Source organism: Enterobacter sp. SA197 (assembly GCF_054131575.1).
Map to the genome: position 1 here is coordinate 340,227 of NZ_CP096393.1, position 13,190 is coordinate 353,416.

Sequence of the window (13,190 nt, forward strand, 5' to 3'; positions counted from 1 at the left end):
TTCAGGGAGAAGGCCGTGATGAGGGGGTAACAGCCTGTCTTACTTAGTAATACGACCCTGTGCATCTTTCAGCGCGGCATCCACGGTCTGACGACCGCTGACTGCGTTGATCACCGCCGTGCGGGTGGCATACCAGAAGGCAGCCATTTGCGGGATGTTCGGCATGATTTCGCCTTTTTGGGCGTTGTCCATGGTGGCCGCAATGCGTGGGTCTTTCGCTAACTGATCCTGGAAGGATTTGAGGGCCACCGCGCCGAGCGGTTTATCCTTGTTCATTTCATCCAGTCCCTGGTCGGTCAGCAGGTAGTTTTCGAGGAACTCTTTTGCCAGCTCTTTGTTCGGGCTGGCGGCGTTAATACCGGCACTCAGCACGCCCACAAAGGGTTTAGACGGTTTGCCATTGAAAGTTGGCAGTGGTGCAACGCCGTAATTGACTTTGCTCTTATCGATGTTGGCCCATGCCCACGGACCATTAATGGTCATCGCCGTTTCGCCTTTGTTAAACGCAGCTTCGGCGATGGAGTAGTCGGTGTCGGCATTCATGTGCTTGTCTTTGATAAGCTTCACAAGGAAGCTCAGGCCGGCTTTCGCGCCCGTGCTGTCCACGCCCACATCTTTCACATCATACTTACCGTCGGTATATTTGAACGCGTAGCCACCGTCAGCGGCAATCAACGGCCAGGTAAAATACGGCTCCTGCAGGTTAAACATCAGCGCGCTCTTACCTTTCGCTTTCAGCGTCTTATCCAGCGCTGGGATCTCTTCCCAGGTTTTTGGCGGATTGGGTACGAGGTCTTTGTTATAAATCAGCGAGAGCGATTCCACGGCTACCGGGTAAGCGATCAGCTTGCCGTTGTAGCGCACCGCGTCCCAGGTGAACGGGAACACTTTGTCCTGGAAGGCTTTATCTGGGGAGACTTCTGCCAGCAGGCCAGATTGCGCGTAGCCGCCGAAACGGTCATGCGCCCAGAAAATGATATCCGGACCGTCGCCGGTAGCCGCAACCTGCGGGAATTTCTCTTCCAGCTTGTCCGGGTGCTCAACGGTTACTTTAATGCCGGTGTCTTTCTCGAATTTCTTACCCACTTCCGCAAGGCCGTTGTAGCCTTTGTCACCGTTGATCCAGATGACCAGCTTACCTTCTTCAATTTTTGCGAGGGCAGAAGCGGAGAACATCATCGTCGTCAGTGCAGACAATGCGAGGATGCGTGCGCCTGTTTTGAATTTCATATATCCCGTCCTTTAGGTGATGTGCTCGTGGATATGTTGAGGGGTCTGACGGCAGGTAGTCTCCTTTTTTGGCAAGCGCTTCTCATCCTCCTTACCCCTACGCCCCTGGGGCCAAATATGTGATCTTTGTTACATAAACTTTCGTTATGCGTGTCAGCGCACACAAAACCACACCGTTTTTTGCCGTCTGTGTCACGAAAATTGCCTCACCCCCTGGTCGCCCTGACCAGCCTCGTCCCTCTCATCCTCCCGTCTCCTCCCCCACAAAAAACCAGGGGGGCGGAGGATTCGCGGCGTTTTCGGATGGCCCATAGTCAGCCCCATCTTGAATGTATCCGTAAGTGACAAGTTGTAACGAAGGGAGAGGGCATGGCGAACGTACAGCTGCGTAATGTGACGAAAGCCTGGGGCGATGTGGTCGTATCAAAAGACATTAATCTCGACATCCATGAAGGCGAATTCGTGGTGTTTGTCGGGCCATCGGGCTGCGGTAAATCTACGCTGCTGCGTATGATTGCAGGCCTGGAAACCATCACCAGCGGCGATCTGTTTATTGGCGATGTGCGGATGAACGATGTTCCTCCGGCCGAACGTGGCGTGGGGATGGTCTTCCAGTCTTACGCGCTCTATCCGCACCTGTCGGTGTCGGAGAATATGTCGTTTGGCCTGAAACTGGCTGGCGCCAAAAAAGAGATGATTCAGCAGAAGGTCTCGCAGGTTTCTGAGGTGCTGCAACTGGCTCATCTGTTGGATCGTAAACCAAAAGCACTTTCCGGTGGGCAGCGTCAGCGTGTGGCCATTGGCCGTACCCTGGTCGCGGAGCCGCGCGTCTTCCTGCTCGATGAACCCCTTTCTAACCTTGATGCAGCACTGCGCGTGCAGATGCGCATTGAGATCTCCCGCCTGCATAAGCGCCTTGGGCGCACCATGATCTACGTTACCCACGATCAGGTCGAAGCGATGACGCTGGCCGACAAAATCGTGGTGCTGGACGCCGGGCGCGTGGCCCAGGTGGGTAAGCCGCTTGAGTTGTATCACTACCCCTCTGACCGCTTTGTTGCCGGGTTTATCGGCTCGCCAAAAATGAACTTCCTGCCGGTAAAAGTGACCGCTACCGCCATTGAACAGGTACAGGTGGAACTGCCAAACCGCCAGCAGGTCTGGCTGCCTGTCGACAGTGCCAACGTGCAGGTCGGCAGCAATATGTCACTGGGTATTCGCCCGGAACATCTGCTGCCCAGCGACATCGCGGATGTCACGCTGGAAGGGGTGGTGCAGGTCGTCGAACAACTCGGCCACGAAACGCAAATTCATATCCAGATCCCCGCCATCCGTCAGAACCTGGTCTACCGCCAGAATGACGTGGTGTTGGTAGAAGAGGGGGCCACATTCGCTATCGGTCTGCCACCGGAGCGTTGTCATCTTTTCCGTGAAGATGGCACCGCCTGTCGTCGGTTGCATAAAGAGCCGGGCGTTTAAGGCTTCCCATTAAAAGAAAACGCCAAACGCGTCGTATCTGCCGCCTACGAAGAGGCAGCCGACGGGTGAAGCGTTCAAAGAAAAGCAACTCTCTCAGGAGATAGAATGATGACTACTCTGCGCAAACTTCCACTGGCCATCGCCATTACCGCAGGCATCCTGTCTGCGCAGGCGGGCGCCGTAGACTTCAAAGGTTACGCACGTTCCGGCATCGGCTGGACCGGTAGCGGCGGTGAGCAGCAATGCTTCCAGGCCACCGGTGCACAAAGTAAATATCGTCTTGGTAACGAATGCGAAACTTATGCTGAGCTGAAACTGGGCCAGGAAGTCTGGAAAGAAGGCGATAAGAGCTTCTACTTCGATACCAACGTAGCCTACTCCGTTTCACAACAAAATGACTGGGAATCCACCAGCCCGGCGTTCCGTGAAGCTAACGTTCAGGGTAAAAACCTGATTGAAGCGCTGCCGGGTTCTACCATCTGGGCAGGTAAGCGTTTCTACCAGCGTCATGATGTGCACATGATCGACTTCTACTACTGGGATATTTCAGGTCCTGGTGCCGGTATTGAAAACATCGATCTGGGCTTCAGTAAGCTCTCCCTTGCGGCAACCCGTTCGTCTGAATCAGGCGGCTCGGGTACCTTTGCTGACCGCGATGCCTTTGGTAACCGTGTTTATGACAACATCGTCCCTAACGACGTGTTTGACGTGCGCTTCGCGGGGATGGAAATCAACCCGGGCGGCACGCTTGAATTCGGCGTCGACTACGGTCACACCAACCTGCCGGATAACTACAATCTGGCGCCTGATGCGTCCAAAGATGGCTGGATGTTCACCGCTGAACATACTCAGAGCATGCTGAAAGGCTTTAACAAGTTTGTTCTGCAGTACGCGACGGACTCCATGACCTCTAACGGTAAAGGGATCCCGCAGGGCGGCAGTATCAACAACAACGGCTCTCTGTGGCGCGTGCTGGATCATGGTGCGGTTACGCTGGCTGACAGCTGGGACCTGATGTACGTCGGTATGTACCAGAATATCGATCGTGATGATAACAACGGTACCAAGTGGTGGACCGTGGGTATCCGTCCTATGTACAAATGGACGCCAATCATGAGCACCCTGCTGGAAGTGGGCTATGACAACGTGAAGTCTCAGCGCACTGACGAAACCAACAACCAGTACAAAATCACCCTTGCTCAACAGTGGCAGGCGGGCGACAGCATCTGGTCACGCCCGGCAATTCGTGTCTTCGCGACCTATGCCAAATGGGATGAGAAATGGGGTTATGCCAACAATGATTCAGGTGCCGGTTACACCTCTGGCGTAGCTTACAACGACACCTCCGCAAGAACCTTCAGCCGTGGTGACAACGACGAGTGGACCTTCGGCGCGCAGATGGAAATCTGGTGGTAATGCTGAAGCGTTGATGTAACGAACAAGAGGGGCGCAAGCCCCTCAATTCTTCGGGACAGCGCGCTATTGCCGGGCGTTAGCTGACTCATGTAAAGAAGGTGATAACAATGAAAATGAAAAAAAGTCTCCTCGCCCTGTGCCTGTCCGCCGGCCTGTTTGCCGCCGTGCCTGGGGTGAGCGTCGCCGATGTTAACATCGTGCCACAAAATACAACCGCTGCGCCGTCTGTTCCGGCCTCTGCCCTCCAGCAACTGAGCTGGACGCCGGTTGATCAAAGCAAAGTACAAACCACCTCTCTTGCCACCGCAGGCCAGCGCCTGAACGTGGCGGGGATAAGCGGCCCGGTGGCGGCTTACAGCGTACCGGCCAACATCGGTGAGCTGACCCTGACCCTCACCAGTGAAGTGAGTAAGCAGACCAGCGTATTTGCGCCCAACGTCTTGATCCTCGATCAGAATCTGGCGCCTGCCGCCTTTTTCCCGAGCAGTTTCTTTACCTATCAGGCACCCGGCGTCATGAGTGCCGACAGGCTTGAAGGCGTGATGCGTCTGACGCCCGCCCTCGGCCAGCAAAAAATCTATGTGCTGGTCTTTACCACCGACAAAGATTTGCAGCAGACCACGCAACTGATGGACCCGGCCAAGTCCTATGCCAAAGGGGCAGGTAACGCGGTGCCGGATATCCCTGATCCTATTGCGCGCCATACCACCGAGGGTACGCTGAAACTGAAGGTGAAAACCAACAGTAGTTCGAGCGTACTGGTAGGCCCGTTGTTCGGCTCATCAGGACCCGGCCCGGTCACCGTGGGTAACACGGCGGCACCAGCCACGGCGTACAGTGCGCCGGTTGCGGCACCTGTCGCCGCTCCTGCTGGCGCGCCGACCTCTGCTGCTGCGCCATCTGCAGCGAAAAGCGAACCGATGCTGAATGACACCGAAAGCTATTTCAACAAAGCCATTAAAGAGGCTGTAGCGAAAGGTGATGTTGATAAGGCTCTGAAATTACTGAATGAAGCTGAACGTCTCGGGTCTACCTCTGCCCGGAGCACTTTTATCAGCAGTGTAAAAGGCAAGGGGTAATTCACCCCGCAATGCTGATGTTTGCAACAACTGGTGCGTCGCCTGACGCACCCTTTTTTCCCGGCGCAACGGGCGCTGTTGCACAGCTGTTGCGCTTATGAAAACTGAATGAAGTTTCCACGCACGAGGCCCTCTGTTCTGCGATACAATGCAATAACGTAATGTATTGGAGAGTAAGGCATGTCACACCCCGCGCTTACGCAATTGCGTGCGCTGCGCTACTTTGACGCACTTCCCGCACTCGATCCGCAACGACTCGACTGGCTGTTGCTGGAAGATTCGATGACCAAACGCTTTGAACAACTGAATAAAAAAGTGACCGTTACCCTGGTTCAGGAAGCGTTTGTGACCGCTGAGTCTCTGGAACAGGAACGCCATCTGCTCCCCGATGATAAGCGCTACTGGCTGCGTGAAATTCTGCTTTGCGCTGACGGTGAGCCCTGGCTTGCCGGACGCACGGTGGTACCGGAATCGACCCTGACCGGCCCGGAACTGGCCCTGCAGACGCTAGGCACTACCCCGCTCGGGCGCTATCTCTTTACATCGTCTACGCTAACACGAGATTTTATTGAAGTCGGCCAGGTCGAGTCGCTGTGGGGGCGTCGTTCCCGCCTGCGGCTGGGGGGAAAACCGCTGCTGCTGACTGAACTGTTTTTGCCTGCATCACCGCTGTATTAAGAGGATAGAAAAATGGAGTGGAGTCTCACGCAGAATAAGCTGCTGGCCTTTCACCGACTTATGCGCACGGATAAGCCGATTGGCTCATTTTTATTGCTCTGGCCGACATTATGGGCGCTGTGGGTGGCTACGCCGGGCGTGCCGCCGCTGTGGATCCTGCTGGTGTTTATTGCCGGTGTCTGGTTAATGCGTGCAGCGGGGTGTGTGGTCAATGATTATGCTGACCGCAAGTTTGACGGGCACGTTAAGCGCACTGCCGGTCGCCCGATGCCGAGTGGGGCGGTGACGGAAAACGAAGCGCGGACGTTGTTTGTTGTGCTGGTACTGCTGGCGTTTGCGCTGGTACTGAGTCTCAACATGATGACCATTCTGCTCTCCGTTGCGGCGCTGGCGCTGGCCTGGGTTTATCCTTTTATGAAGCGCTACACCCACCTGCCTCAGGTGGTGCTGGGGGCGGCATTTGGCTGGTCGATCCCAATGGCCTTTGCTGCGGTGAGTGAATCCGTGCCGCTGAGCTGCTGGATATTGTTCCTCGCCAATATTCTCTGGGCCGTAGCGTACGATACCGAGTATGCGATGGTGGACCGGGATGACGATCTGAAAATAGGCATCAAGTCGACGGCGATTCTGTTTGGTCGTCAGGACAAGCTGATCATTGGTATTTTACAGGTGGCGGTGCTGGCGTTGATGGTTGCCGTAGGCAAGCTTAACGGTCTGGGCTGGGATTTTTACTGGTCGGTGCTGGTTGCGGGCGCACTCTTTGTTTATCAACAAAAGCTTATCGCCGGGCGCGATCGGGATGCCTGCTTTAAGGCCTTTTTGAACAATAACTATGTGGGCATGGTGCTGTTTATAGGGCTGGCGGTGAGCTATTGGAGGTAAAAGCAAAAAGGCAACGTCAGTTGCCTTTTTTGTGTTTGCTCCTTCTCCCTGGGGAGAAGGAAGCAGACCGCATCCTGTTCACTCGCTCTGCGTCGCACTCTCAATCGTCAAACGCACATCCGAGGTAATCAACTCCGCCAGCAGTTGGTAAATCTCCAGCGTTTGCGCCGGTTCCGCATCACCGGTATCGCTGATGAAGCCCTCATCACGCAGGGTCAGCACCAGGGTACTGAACACCGCCTTGTCGAAGAATTCCGGCGCGTTGATGCCATGCAGCACGGAAAGACGTTGTGCCAGCGTGCGGCTCTCTTTCTCCAGCGTACTGCGGTTGAACGACGGATTCGCGCTCAGCAGCCAGAAGGTAATGGCGTAGCGTTGCAGCGTTTCGCGCGCACCCGCCGCCAGCAGTTGCAGGGTACGGGAGTGTGAAGGGTTAATATTCAGCTGCCCCTCTTTGATGGTGACCAGCCCCTGGCGCAGCATCTCCTGTGCGAGGTTGTCCAGCACGCCCGCCAGCTCCGCTTTTTCCCAGCGCAGGAACAGTTCTGCTTTGAGCATCGGGTAGAGCAGCTCAACATGGCGCAGCATCTCATCCTGAGAAATATGACGGTGTTGGGTGAGGATGGCTGCCATTAACGACGGCAGCATCAGCATATGCGCGATGTTGTTGCGGTAGTAAGTCATCAGCACCGCCTGCTCACGCGGCAGAATGATGATGTCGCCGATGGTGTCTTTTTCTACCTCAAACTTATTCATCTGCAGGGCATGGGCGATGAGCTCCGACGCGCTGGCCGTTGGCACCGTGGAATCTTCCGCGTAAGGCACATTGCGCATCAGGTTCAGGTAGCAATCCAGTTGCTCCGTCAGTTGTTCACGGGTCAGCGAACGCTGGCGGGAGGCGAGGAGGGCGGTGCAGCAGAGGTTCATGGCATTGGCAGCCCCTGCGTTGTTAATGCGCACCATCAGATCGGCGGCGATGGCGTTCACCGTCGGCGTCAGCCAGGCCGGACGCACCGCTTCGATAGGATCGATAGATTCCCGCCATTCCGGCACGCGCTGGTTAAGGTAGTTCATCAGCGGGATAGGCTCGCCGAAGTTCACATACCCCTGACCCAGGTTACGCAGCTTGCTTAAGCCGCGTAACATCTGCATAAAACCCTCTTTCTCTTTGGTCGCGCCACGCAGCTCTTTGGCGTAAGTTCCGACTTCCATGACGTGTTCATACCCAATGTAAATGGGCACTAAGGTGATGGGACGGGTGCCGCCGCGCAGCATCGCCTGGATGGTCATCGACAGGGTACCGGTTTTCGGGTCCAGCAGGCGACCGGTACGCGAACGTCCGCCTTCCACGAAGTATTCGACCGAATAACCACGCTGGAACAGCTCGCCCAGATATTCACGAAACACGGTAGAGTAAAGTTTGTTGCCTTTGAACGAGCGGCGAATGAAGAACGCGCCCAGACGGCGGAAAATCGGGCCGGCAGGCCAGAAGTTCAGGTTAATACCAGCCGCGATATGCGGCGGGACCAGCCCCTGGTGGTAAAGGACGTAGGAGAGCAATAAATAGTCCATGTGGCTGCGGTGGCAGGGCACATAAACAATTTCATGGCCATCATGGGCCAACTGGCGCACACGCTCAGCGTTGTGCACGTTAATGCCCTGATACAGACGGTTCCAGGTAAAGCTCAGGATGCGATCGGAGAGACGAATCATCTCATAAGAGAAGTTTGCCGCTATCTCTTCCATCAGGGCGATGGCGTTTTGCTGCGCCTTGTCATGAGAGATTTTTTTGCTGCGCGCTTCGTCTTCTACTGCACGCGCAATTGCCTTGGAGGCCAGCAGTTTGTTAAACAGATCCTGACGGGCAGGCAGGCGCGGGCCAACCGCAGCCAGACGCTGGCGAGCGAAATGCATACGCGCCACACGGGCCAGCTTCTGCGCGATGATTTTATCCGTACCGTGCTCGGTCGCCATGCGGCGTAACGAGACCGGGGGAGAGAAGCGTACAAAGCTGTCACGGCCAAGCCAGGAGACAGCAAAGAATTTCTGGATGCCATTGAGCATACGCAGGGGGGGATTCACTTCACCCTTCTCGCGGCCCGGTGAGCGGCCGAACATCATCGAAACCGGCACCATCTGCACATCCAGATCGGGATGGCTACGGTGCACATCGAGATAGTCATGGAACAGCTTGATAGACTCTTCTTTCGGCGTGTACCAGGTAAACACCCGTGGTCCACCGTGAATGAAGATGTATCGCGGGAGCTCCGCTCCGTCGATCACCAGCGGTTCTAACGGGTCCGGCAAATCATGTGCCAGACATTGTGCACGTAACGTGAGTAAGTCAGCCTTAGAGTTATAAGGCAAAACGTACATAATAGGGCGTGAGGTATCGAGCCCCAGCTCCTGCGCAGGTTCCGCAGGGATCGACTTACTTTTTACCAGTACGCTTAATGGTAAATTAAGTAATTTGTAGTAAATTCGTGGCCAGCCGGACATAAAGGATGTGAAGCCTCTGGTTAAAAATGCCATTGCGCCGCAAGAATATCAGAAAGCGCGCACAAATTCTTTGTACCTCTATAACCTTACATAGAGATCGTTGTTCATTACATAAAAAGGTTCTTTTAATGGCCAATAATACCACTGGCATTACCCGCATCATCAAAGCGGCGGGTTATTCATGGAAAGGCGTACGCGCAGCATGGATCAACGAAGCTGCTTTCCGCCAGGAGGCCGTTGCGGTCATTCTGGCAATTATTATCGCCTGTTTCCTTGATGTTGACGCCATCACCCGTGTATTGCTGATTGGCTCAGTGGTTCTGGTGATGATTGTTGAAATCCTCAACAGCGCTATTGAAGCCGTGGTTGACCGAATTGGCGCTGAATTTCATGAGCTGTCCGGGCGCGCGAAAGATATGGGGTCGGCAGCGGTGTTGATGGCCATTCTGGTTGCGATCTTTACCTGGGTTTCGCTGTTGTGGAGCCATTTTCGATAAAGCTTCAGGATTTGCGCTAACTGCTGGTTTTTTGCGTAATTTTGGTTTCAAAATCGCCTTTAGCTGTATATACTCACAGCATAACTGTATATACACCCAGGGGGCGGAATGAAAGCTTTAACGGCCAGGCAGCAAGAGGTGTTCGATCTTATCCGCGATCGAATCAACCAAACCGGTATGCCGCCGACGCGTGCAGAGATCGCGCAACAATTGGGGTTCCGTTCCCCAAACGCAGCGGAAGAGCATCTGAAAGCGCTGGCGCGTAAGGGTGTACTTGAGATTGTCTCTGGTGCCTCTCGTGGCATTCGTTTGCTGCTTGAAGTGGAAGATGATGCAGGTCTGCCCTTAGTCGGGCGCGTCGCGGCGGGCGAGCCTCTTCTGGCCCAGCAGCATATTGAAGGCCATTACCAGGTTGACCCCTCTCTGTTCAAACCTAATGCTGATTTCCTGCTGCGCGTTAGCGGGATGTCGATGAAAGACATTGGCATTATGGACGGCGACCTTCTGGCCGTGCATAAAACGCAGGATGTCCGTAATGGTCAGGTAGTGGTCGCCCGTATTGATGACGAAGTGACGGTTAAACGGCTGAAAAAGCAAGGTAATACTGTTCAGCTCCTGCCGGAAAATAGCGAGTTTTCGCCTATCGTGGTTAATCTGCGCGAGCAGAATTTTACCATTGAAGGGCTGGCGGTTGGCGTGATCCGCAATGGCGAATGGCTGTAACTTACTTTTATGAGCCGTGATAACGCATACAGTTATCGCGGTTTATTTGCTTTTATTACAATAACTTAAATCCCCCTCGTTCTCTGCCGCATTCTTTTTTCTCCTCAATGTCTATTCTTCAAAACAGCGTATGGATGGTTAAAAATTCCGAATAAATCCACCGCATCGTTATCCCTGACTACAATTATTATCACGTTCAGCACATTAAGAACGTAATAAATGGATGAATACTCGCTATTCAAAACCGAACGATGAGGAAATGATTATGAATAAAGACGAAGTCGGCGGTAACTGGAAACAGTTCAAAGGTAAAGCGAAAGAACAGTGGGGCAAACTGACTGACGATGACATGACCGTCATCGAAGGTAAACGCGATCAGCTGGTAGGTAAAATCCAGGAACGTTATGGCTACCAGAAAGATCAAGCGGAAAAAGAGGTTGGTGACTGGGAAACCCGTCACGATTACCGCTGGTAGTCTTAAAGCCCTCTGAACAGGCATTTTAAGAGACTACCCTGCCCGACGGTACATGGACGTACCACTCTTCTTTCTCCACCCGCCCAGAGCCCGTGCTTAACGTGGCTTTTTCTTGATTAAAATTGAGTGATCGTGGTGGCAGTCGCCCTGATGGCGGCAGGCTTCCACTTCAGCGCAACGGGCACACAGGCCATGCGCTTCAATAACATTATGGCGCAGGGCAAAGCCTAATTTTGCGGCGAGCATGTGCATGATATCTTCCACACCTTCCGCTTCTTCCTCTTTGACCACCCCGCAACGATCGCAGATGAACATCGCCGAAGTATGGGTCGGCTGGTCAAAAAGATGGCACAACACATAGCTGTTGGTAGATTCTACTTTGTGCACAAAGCCTTGTTCCAGCAGGAAATCCAGCGCACGATAAACGGTGGGCGGTTTCGCCTGCGGCTCGCTCTCGCGAAGCAGATCCAGCAGATCATAAGCGCTGATAGCACCCTCTTGCAGACTCATCAGCCGCAGAACCTCAAGGCGCTGTGGCGTCAGACGCACATTGCGCTGCACGCACAGTTTTTCAGCCTGCGTTAGCATCTCTTGCGAAGTGGTCTTATCCATTGTCGTCCTCTCGTTTCCCGGCGGCATAATCCCTCACTTTATCATGTTCTGCGTTAAACGCCGAGATCGGCCTGCTTTAGCGCCTTTCACAATCGCATTACGTCTTCTATAAATAATGTGGGACATTTCTTATAACTATACTTTCTGCCAGTTATTGCCTGTCTGGCAGAATAAGACATATTTTTGGTGTTATTCGCAGCAATAGAGCATTCCCGTTCATGTAAAAAGGAGCGGGGCATAAAAAAACTCATCTGACTACGAGACGCATAATTGTGAAAAACAAACTCAAACTTTCAGTGGTCGCTATCGCTGTCTCCTTTACAGTGGCAAATCAAGCGGGAGCAGCGAATACCTGGGCGGAAGCGCGTAATGATGCGATGGGGGGGACGGGGGTTGCTTCAGCCAGTTATGGCAGTGCGGCATTAATTAACCCGGCGCTCCTGGCGAAAGCCAAACCTGAAGATGATATATCCATTATTCTGCCAAGTTTTACTGCGCAAATTAATGATAAAGATGATTTGAGAAATGAAATTGAGGACATCAGTGACAAGATCGATTACTACGGTGATGTCGTTGATGGTCTTTCACTTGGGGATGTGCTCGCTAATCCCATTGGTACCGTCAACCAGTTCCAGAATGCCGCAGGCGATCTGGCTGAATCTCTGGAGTTTTTAAAAGGCAAACGCGCAAGCGCGAATGCGGGGGCGGGAATTGCCGTCAGTATTCCAAACGATACGCTCTCCGTGGCATTTATGACCAAGGCTTACGCTCATGCTTATGTGTCTGCTTCAATCGATCAGCAAGATATTCGCTATCTGCGTGAGATGGACGATCCCAATGACCCTGCTGATTTTACCAGGGCAAGCCTGAGGGCAGTTGATGCCGCTGTCTTTGGTACTGAACGAATTTCAGATAACCTCAACTCTACCGCATCAGGTCGCGCTGCCATTGTCTCCGATTTTGGGGTGGCCTTCGCGCATCAGTTCGACGCAGGTGGGGTACCGCTGTCGGTAGGGGTGACGCCTAAACTGCAGAAAACCTGGCTTTATAACTACACCACCACGATTAGCGATTACGATAAAAACGACTGGAAAAAAGATCGTTACCGTACTGATGACACGTCGTTCAACATTGATGTGGGCCTGGCTGCAGACCTGACGGAAAACTTCACCGTGGGGTTAACCGGGCAGAACCTTATCTCTAATAACATCGATACCAAAGATGTACTCATCGAAAACCGCCGTACCGGCGAAGTGAAAAATTATAAAGATACCTATCAAATCAGTCCGGTGGTGACCGCCGGTGTGGCCTGGCAAAATGAACTGCTGACCCTGAGTGCGGATGGCGATCTTACTGAAACCAAAGGGTTTAAAAGCGAGAAAAACTCACAGTATGTGGGTGTCGGTGCAGAAGTGCGTCCGCTTAACTGGCTGGCTGTTCGCGCCGGTTATCGTGCGGACGTAAAAGGAGATGAAAGCAATGTCTTTACCGGAGGGGTAGGTTTTGCGCCCTTTAACACCGTACATGTCGATTTGACAGGTATGGTGGGTGAAAAAGAGACATGGGGAGCGGGAGCACAGCTCACCCTGACGTTCTGACAGAGAGCCGGAGGCCTTGCGC

General features: G+C 53.6%; 12 protein-coding genes. 9 read left to right on the forward strand and 3 right to left on the reverse strand.

Going from position 1 to position 13,190, the window contains the following annotated elements; all coding sequences use genetic code 11:
- Positions 1-39: 39 nt before the first annotated feature.
- Positions 40-1,230, reverse strand: coding sequence for a maltose/maltodextrin ABC transporter substrate-binding protein MalE (gene malE / locus M1D91_RS01585; protein ID WP_437432172.1), 1,191 nt, complete (start codon positions 1,228-1,230; stop codon positions 40-42).
- 369 nt (positions 1,231-1,599) lie between these two features.
- Between malE and malK the strand changes: the two genes are divergently transcribed.
- From malK to ubiA, 5 genes are all read left to right on the forward strand, one after another.
- Entirely contained in the window at positions 1,600-2,709 is a 1,110-nt protein-coding gene (gene malK / locus M1D91_RS01590) for a maltose/maltodextrin ABC transporter ATP-binding protein MalK (protein WP_437432171.1), read from the forward strand.
- A 105-nt stretch (positions 2,710-2,814) separates the two neighbouring features.
- Complete coding sequence (locus M1D91_RS01595) at positions 2,815-4,125, forward strand: maltoporin (RefSeq protein ID WP_437432170.1); 1,311 nt, start codon at positions 2,815-2,817, stop codon at positions 4,123-4,125.
- 107 nt (positions 4,126-4,232) lie between these two features.
- The gene (malM, locus tag M1D91_RS01600) at positions 4,233-5,204 is read left to right on the forward strand and encodes a maltose operon protein MalM (protein WP_437432169.1); all 972 of its coding nucleotides are present in this window, start codon (positions 4,233-4,235) and stop codon (positions 5,202-5,204) included.
- 180 nt (positions 5,205-5,384) lie between these two features.
- The gene (gene ubiC / locus M1D91_RS01605) at positions 5,385-5,882 is read left to right on the forward strand and encodes a chorismate lyase (protein ID WP_437432168.1); all 498 of its coding nucleotides are present in this window, start codon (positions 5,385-5,387) and stop codon (positions 5,880-5,882) included.
- Positions 5,883-5,894: 12 nt separating this feature from the next.
- A complete protein-coding gene (ubiA, locus tag M1D91_RS01610) occupies positions 5,895-6,764 on the forward strand; it encodes a 4-hydroxybenzoate octaprenyltransferase (protein WP_437432167.1) in 870 nt (289 codons plus the stop codon).
- A gap of 78 nt (positions 6,765-6,842) precedes the next feature.
- Here the strand turns inward: ubiA and plsB are convergent, their stop codons facing one another.
- Entirely contained in the window at positions 6,843-9,263 is a 2,421-nt protein-coding gene (plsB, locus tag M1D91_RS01615) for a glycerol-3-phosphate 1-O-acyltransferase PlsB (RefSeq protein WP_437432166.1), read from the reverse strand.
- A 128-nt stretch (positions 9,264-9,391) separates the two neighbouring features.
- Here plsB and M1D91_RS01620 point away from each other — a divergent pair, with 128 nt between their 5' ends.
- From M1D91_RS01620 to M1D91_RS01630, 3 genes are all read left to right on the forward strand, one after another.
- The gene (locus M1D91_RS01620; protein WP_437432165.1) at positions 9,392-9,760 is read left to right on the forward strand and encodes a diacylglycerol kinase; all 369 of its coding nucleotides are present in this window, start codon (positions 9,392-9,394) and stop codon (positions 9,758-9,760) included.
- Between the two features lie 108 nt (positions 9,761-9,868).
- On the forward strand, positions 9,869-10,483 hold the full coding sequence (lexA, locus tag M1D91_RS01625) for a transcriptional repressor LexA (RefSeq protein WP_437432164.1): 615 nt from the start codon (positions 9,869-9,871) through the stop codon (positions 10,481-10,483).
- Between the two features lie 265 nt (positions 10,484-10,748).
- Positions 10,749-10,958, forward strand: a complete 210-nt coding sequence (locus tag M1D91_RS01630) for a CsbD family protein (RefSeq protein ID WP_072570189.1) — start codon at positions 10,749-10,751, stop codon at positions 10,956-10,958.
- Between the two features lie 96 nt (positions 10,959-11,054).
- Here the strand turns inward: M1D91_RS01630 and zur are convergent, their stop codons facing one another.
- Positions 11,055-11,570, reverse strand: a complete 516-nt coding sequence (gene zur, locus M1D91_RS01635) for a zinc uptake transcriptional repressor Zur (protein WP_437432163.1) — start codon at positions 11,568-11,570, stop codon at positions 11,055-11,057.
- A gap of 272 nt (positions 11,571-11,842) precedes the next feature.
- Here zur and traF point away from each other — a divergent pair, with 272 nt between their 5' ends.
- The gene (gene traF, locus M1D91_RS01640; RefSeq protein ID WP_437432162.1) at positions 11,843-13,168 is read left to right on the forward strand and encodes a conjugal transfer protein TraF; all 1,326 of its coding nucleotides are present in this window, start codon (positions 11,843-11,845) and stop codon (positions 13,166-13,168) included.
- Positions 13,169-13,190: the final 22 nt, after the last annotated feature.

Coding starts and splice junctions, on each gene's coding strand:
- malE (WP_437432172.1), bottom strand. CDS start 1,230: ATGAAATTCAAAACAGGCGCACGCATCCTCGCATTGTCTGCACTGACG.
- malK (WP_437432171.1), top strand. CDS start 1,600: ATGGCGAACGTACAGCTGCGTAATGTGACGAAAGCCTGGGGCGATGTG.
- M1D91_RS01595 (WP_437432170.1), top strand. CDS start 2,815: ATGATGACTACTCTGCGCAAACTTCCACTGGCCATCGCCATTACCGCA.
- malM (WP_437432169.1), top strand. CDS start 4,233: ATGAAAATGAAAAAAAGTCTCCTCGCCCTGTGCCTGTCCGCCGGCCTG.
- ubiC (WP_437432168.1), top strand. CDS start 5,385: ATGTCACACCCCGCGCTTACGCAATTGCGTGCGCTGCGCTACTTTGAC.
- ubiA (WP_437432167.1), top strand. CDS start 5,895: ATGGAGTGGAGTCTCACGCAGAATAAGCTGCTGGCCTTTCACCGACTT.
- plsB (WP_437432166.1), bottom strand. CDS start 9,263: ATGTCCGGCTGGCCACGAATTTACTACAAATTACTTAATTTACCATTA.
- M1D91_RS01620 (WP_437432165.1), top strand. CDS start 9,392: ATGGCCAATAATACCACTGGCATTACCCGCATCATCAAAGCGGCGGGT.
- lexA (WP_437432164.1), top strand. CDS start 9,869: ATGAAAGCTTTAACGGCCAGGCAGCAAGAGGTGTTCGATCTTATCCGC.
- M1D91_RS01630 (WP_072570189.1), top strand. CDS start 10,749: ATGAATAAAGACGAAGTCGGCGGTAACTGGAAACAGTTCAAAGGTAAA.
- zur (WP_437432163.1), bottom strand. CDS start 11,570: ATGGATAAGACCACTTCGCAAGAGATGCTAACGCAGGCTGAAAAACTG.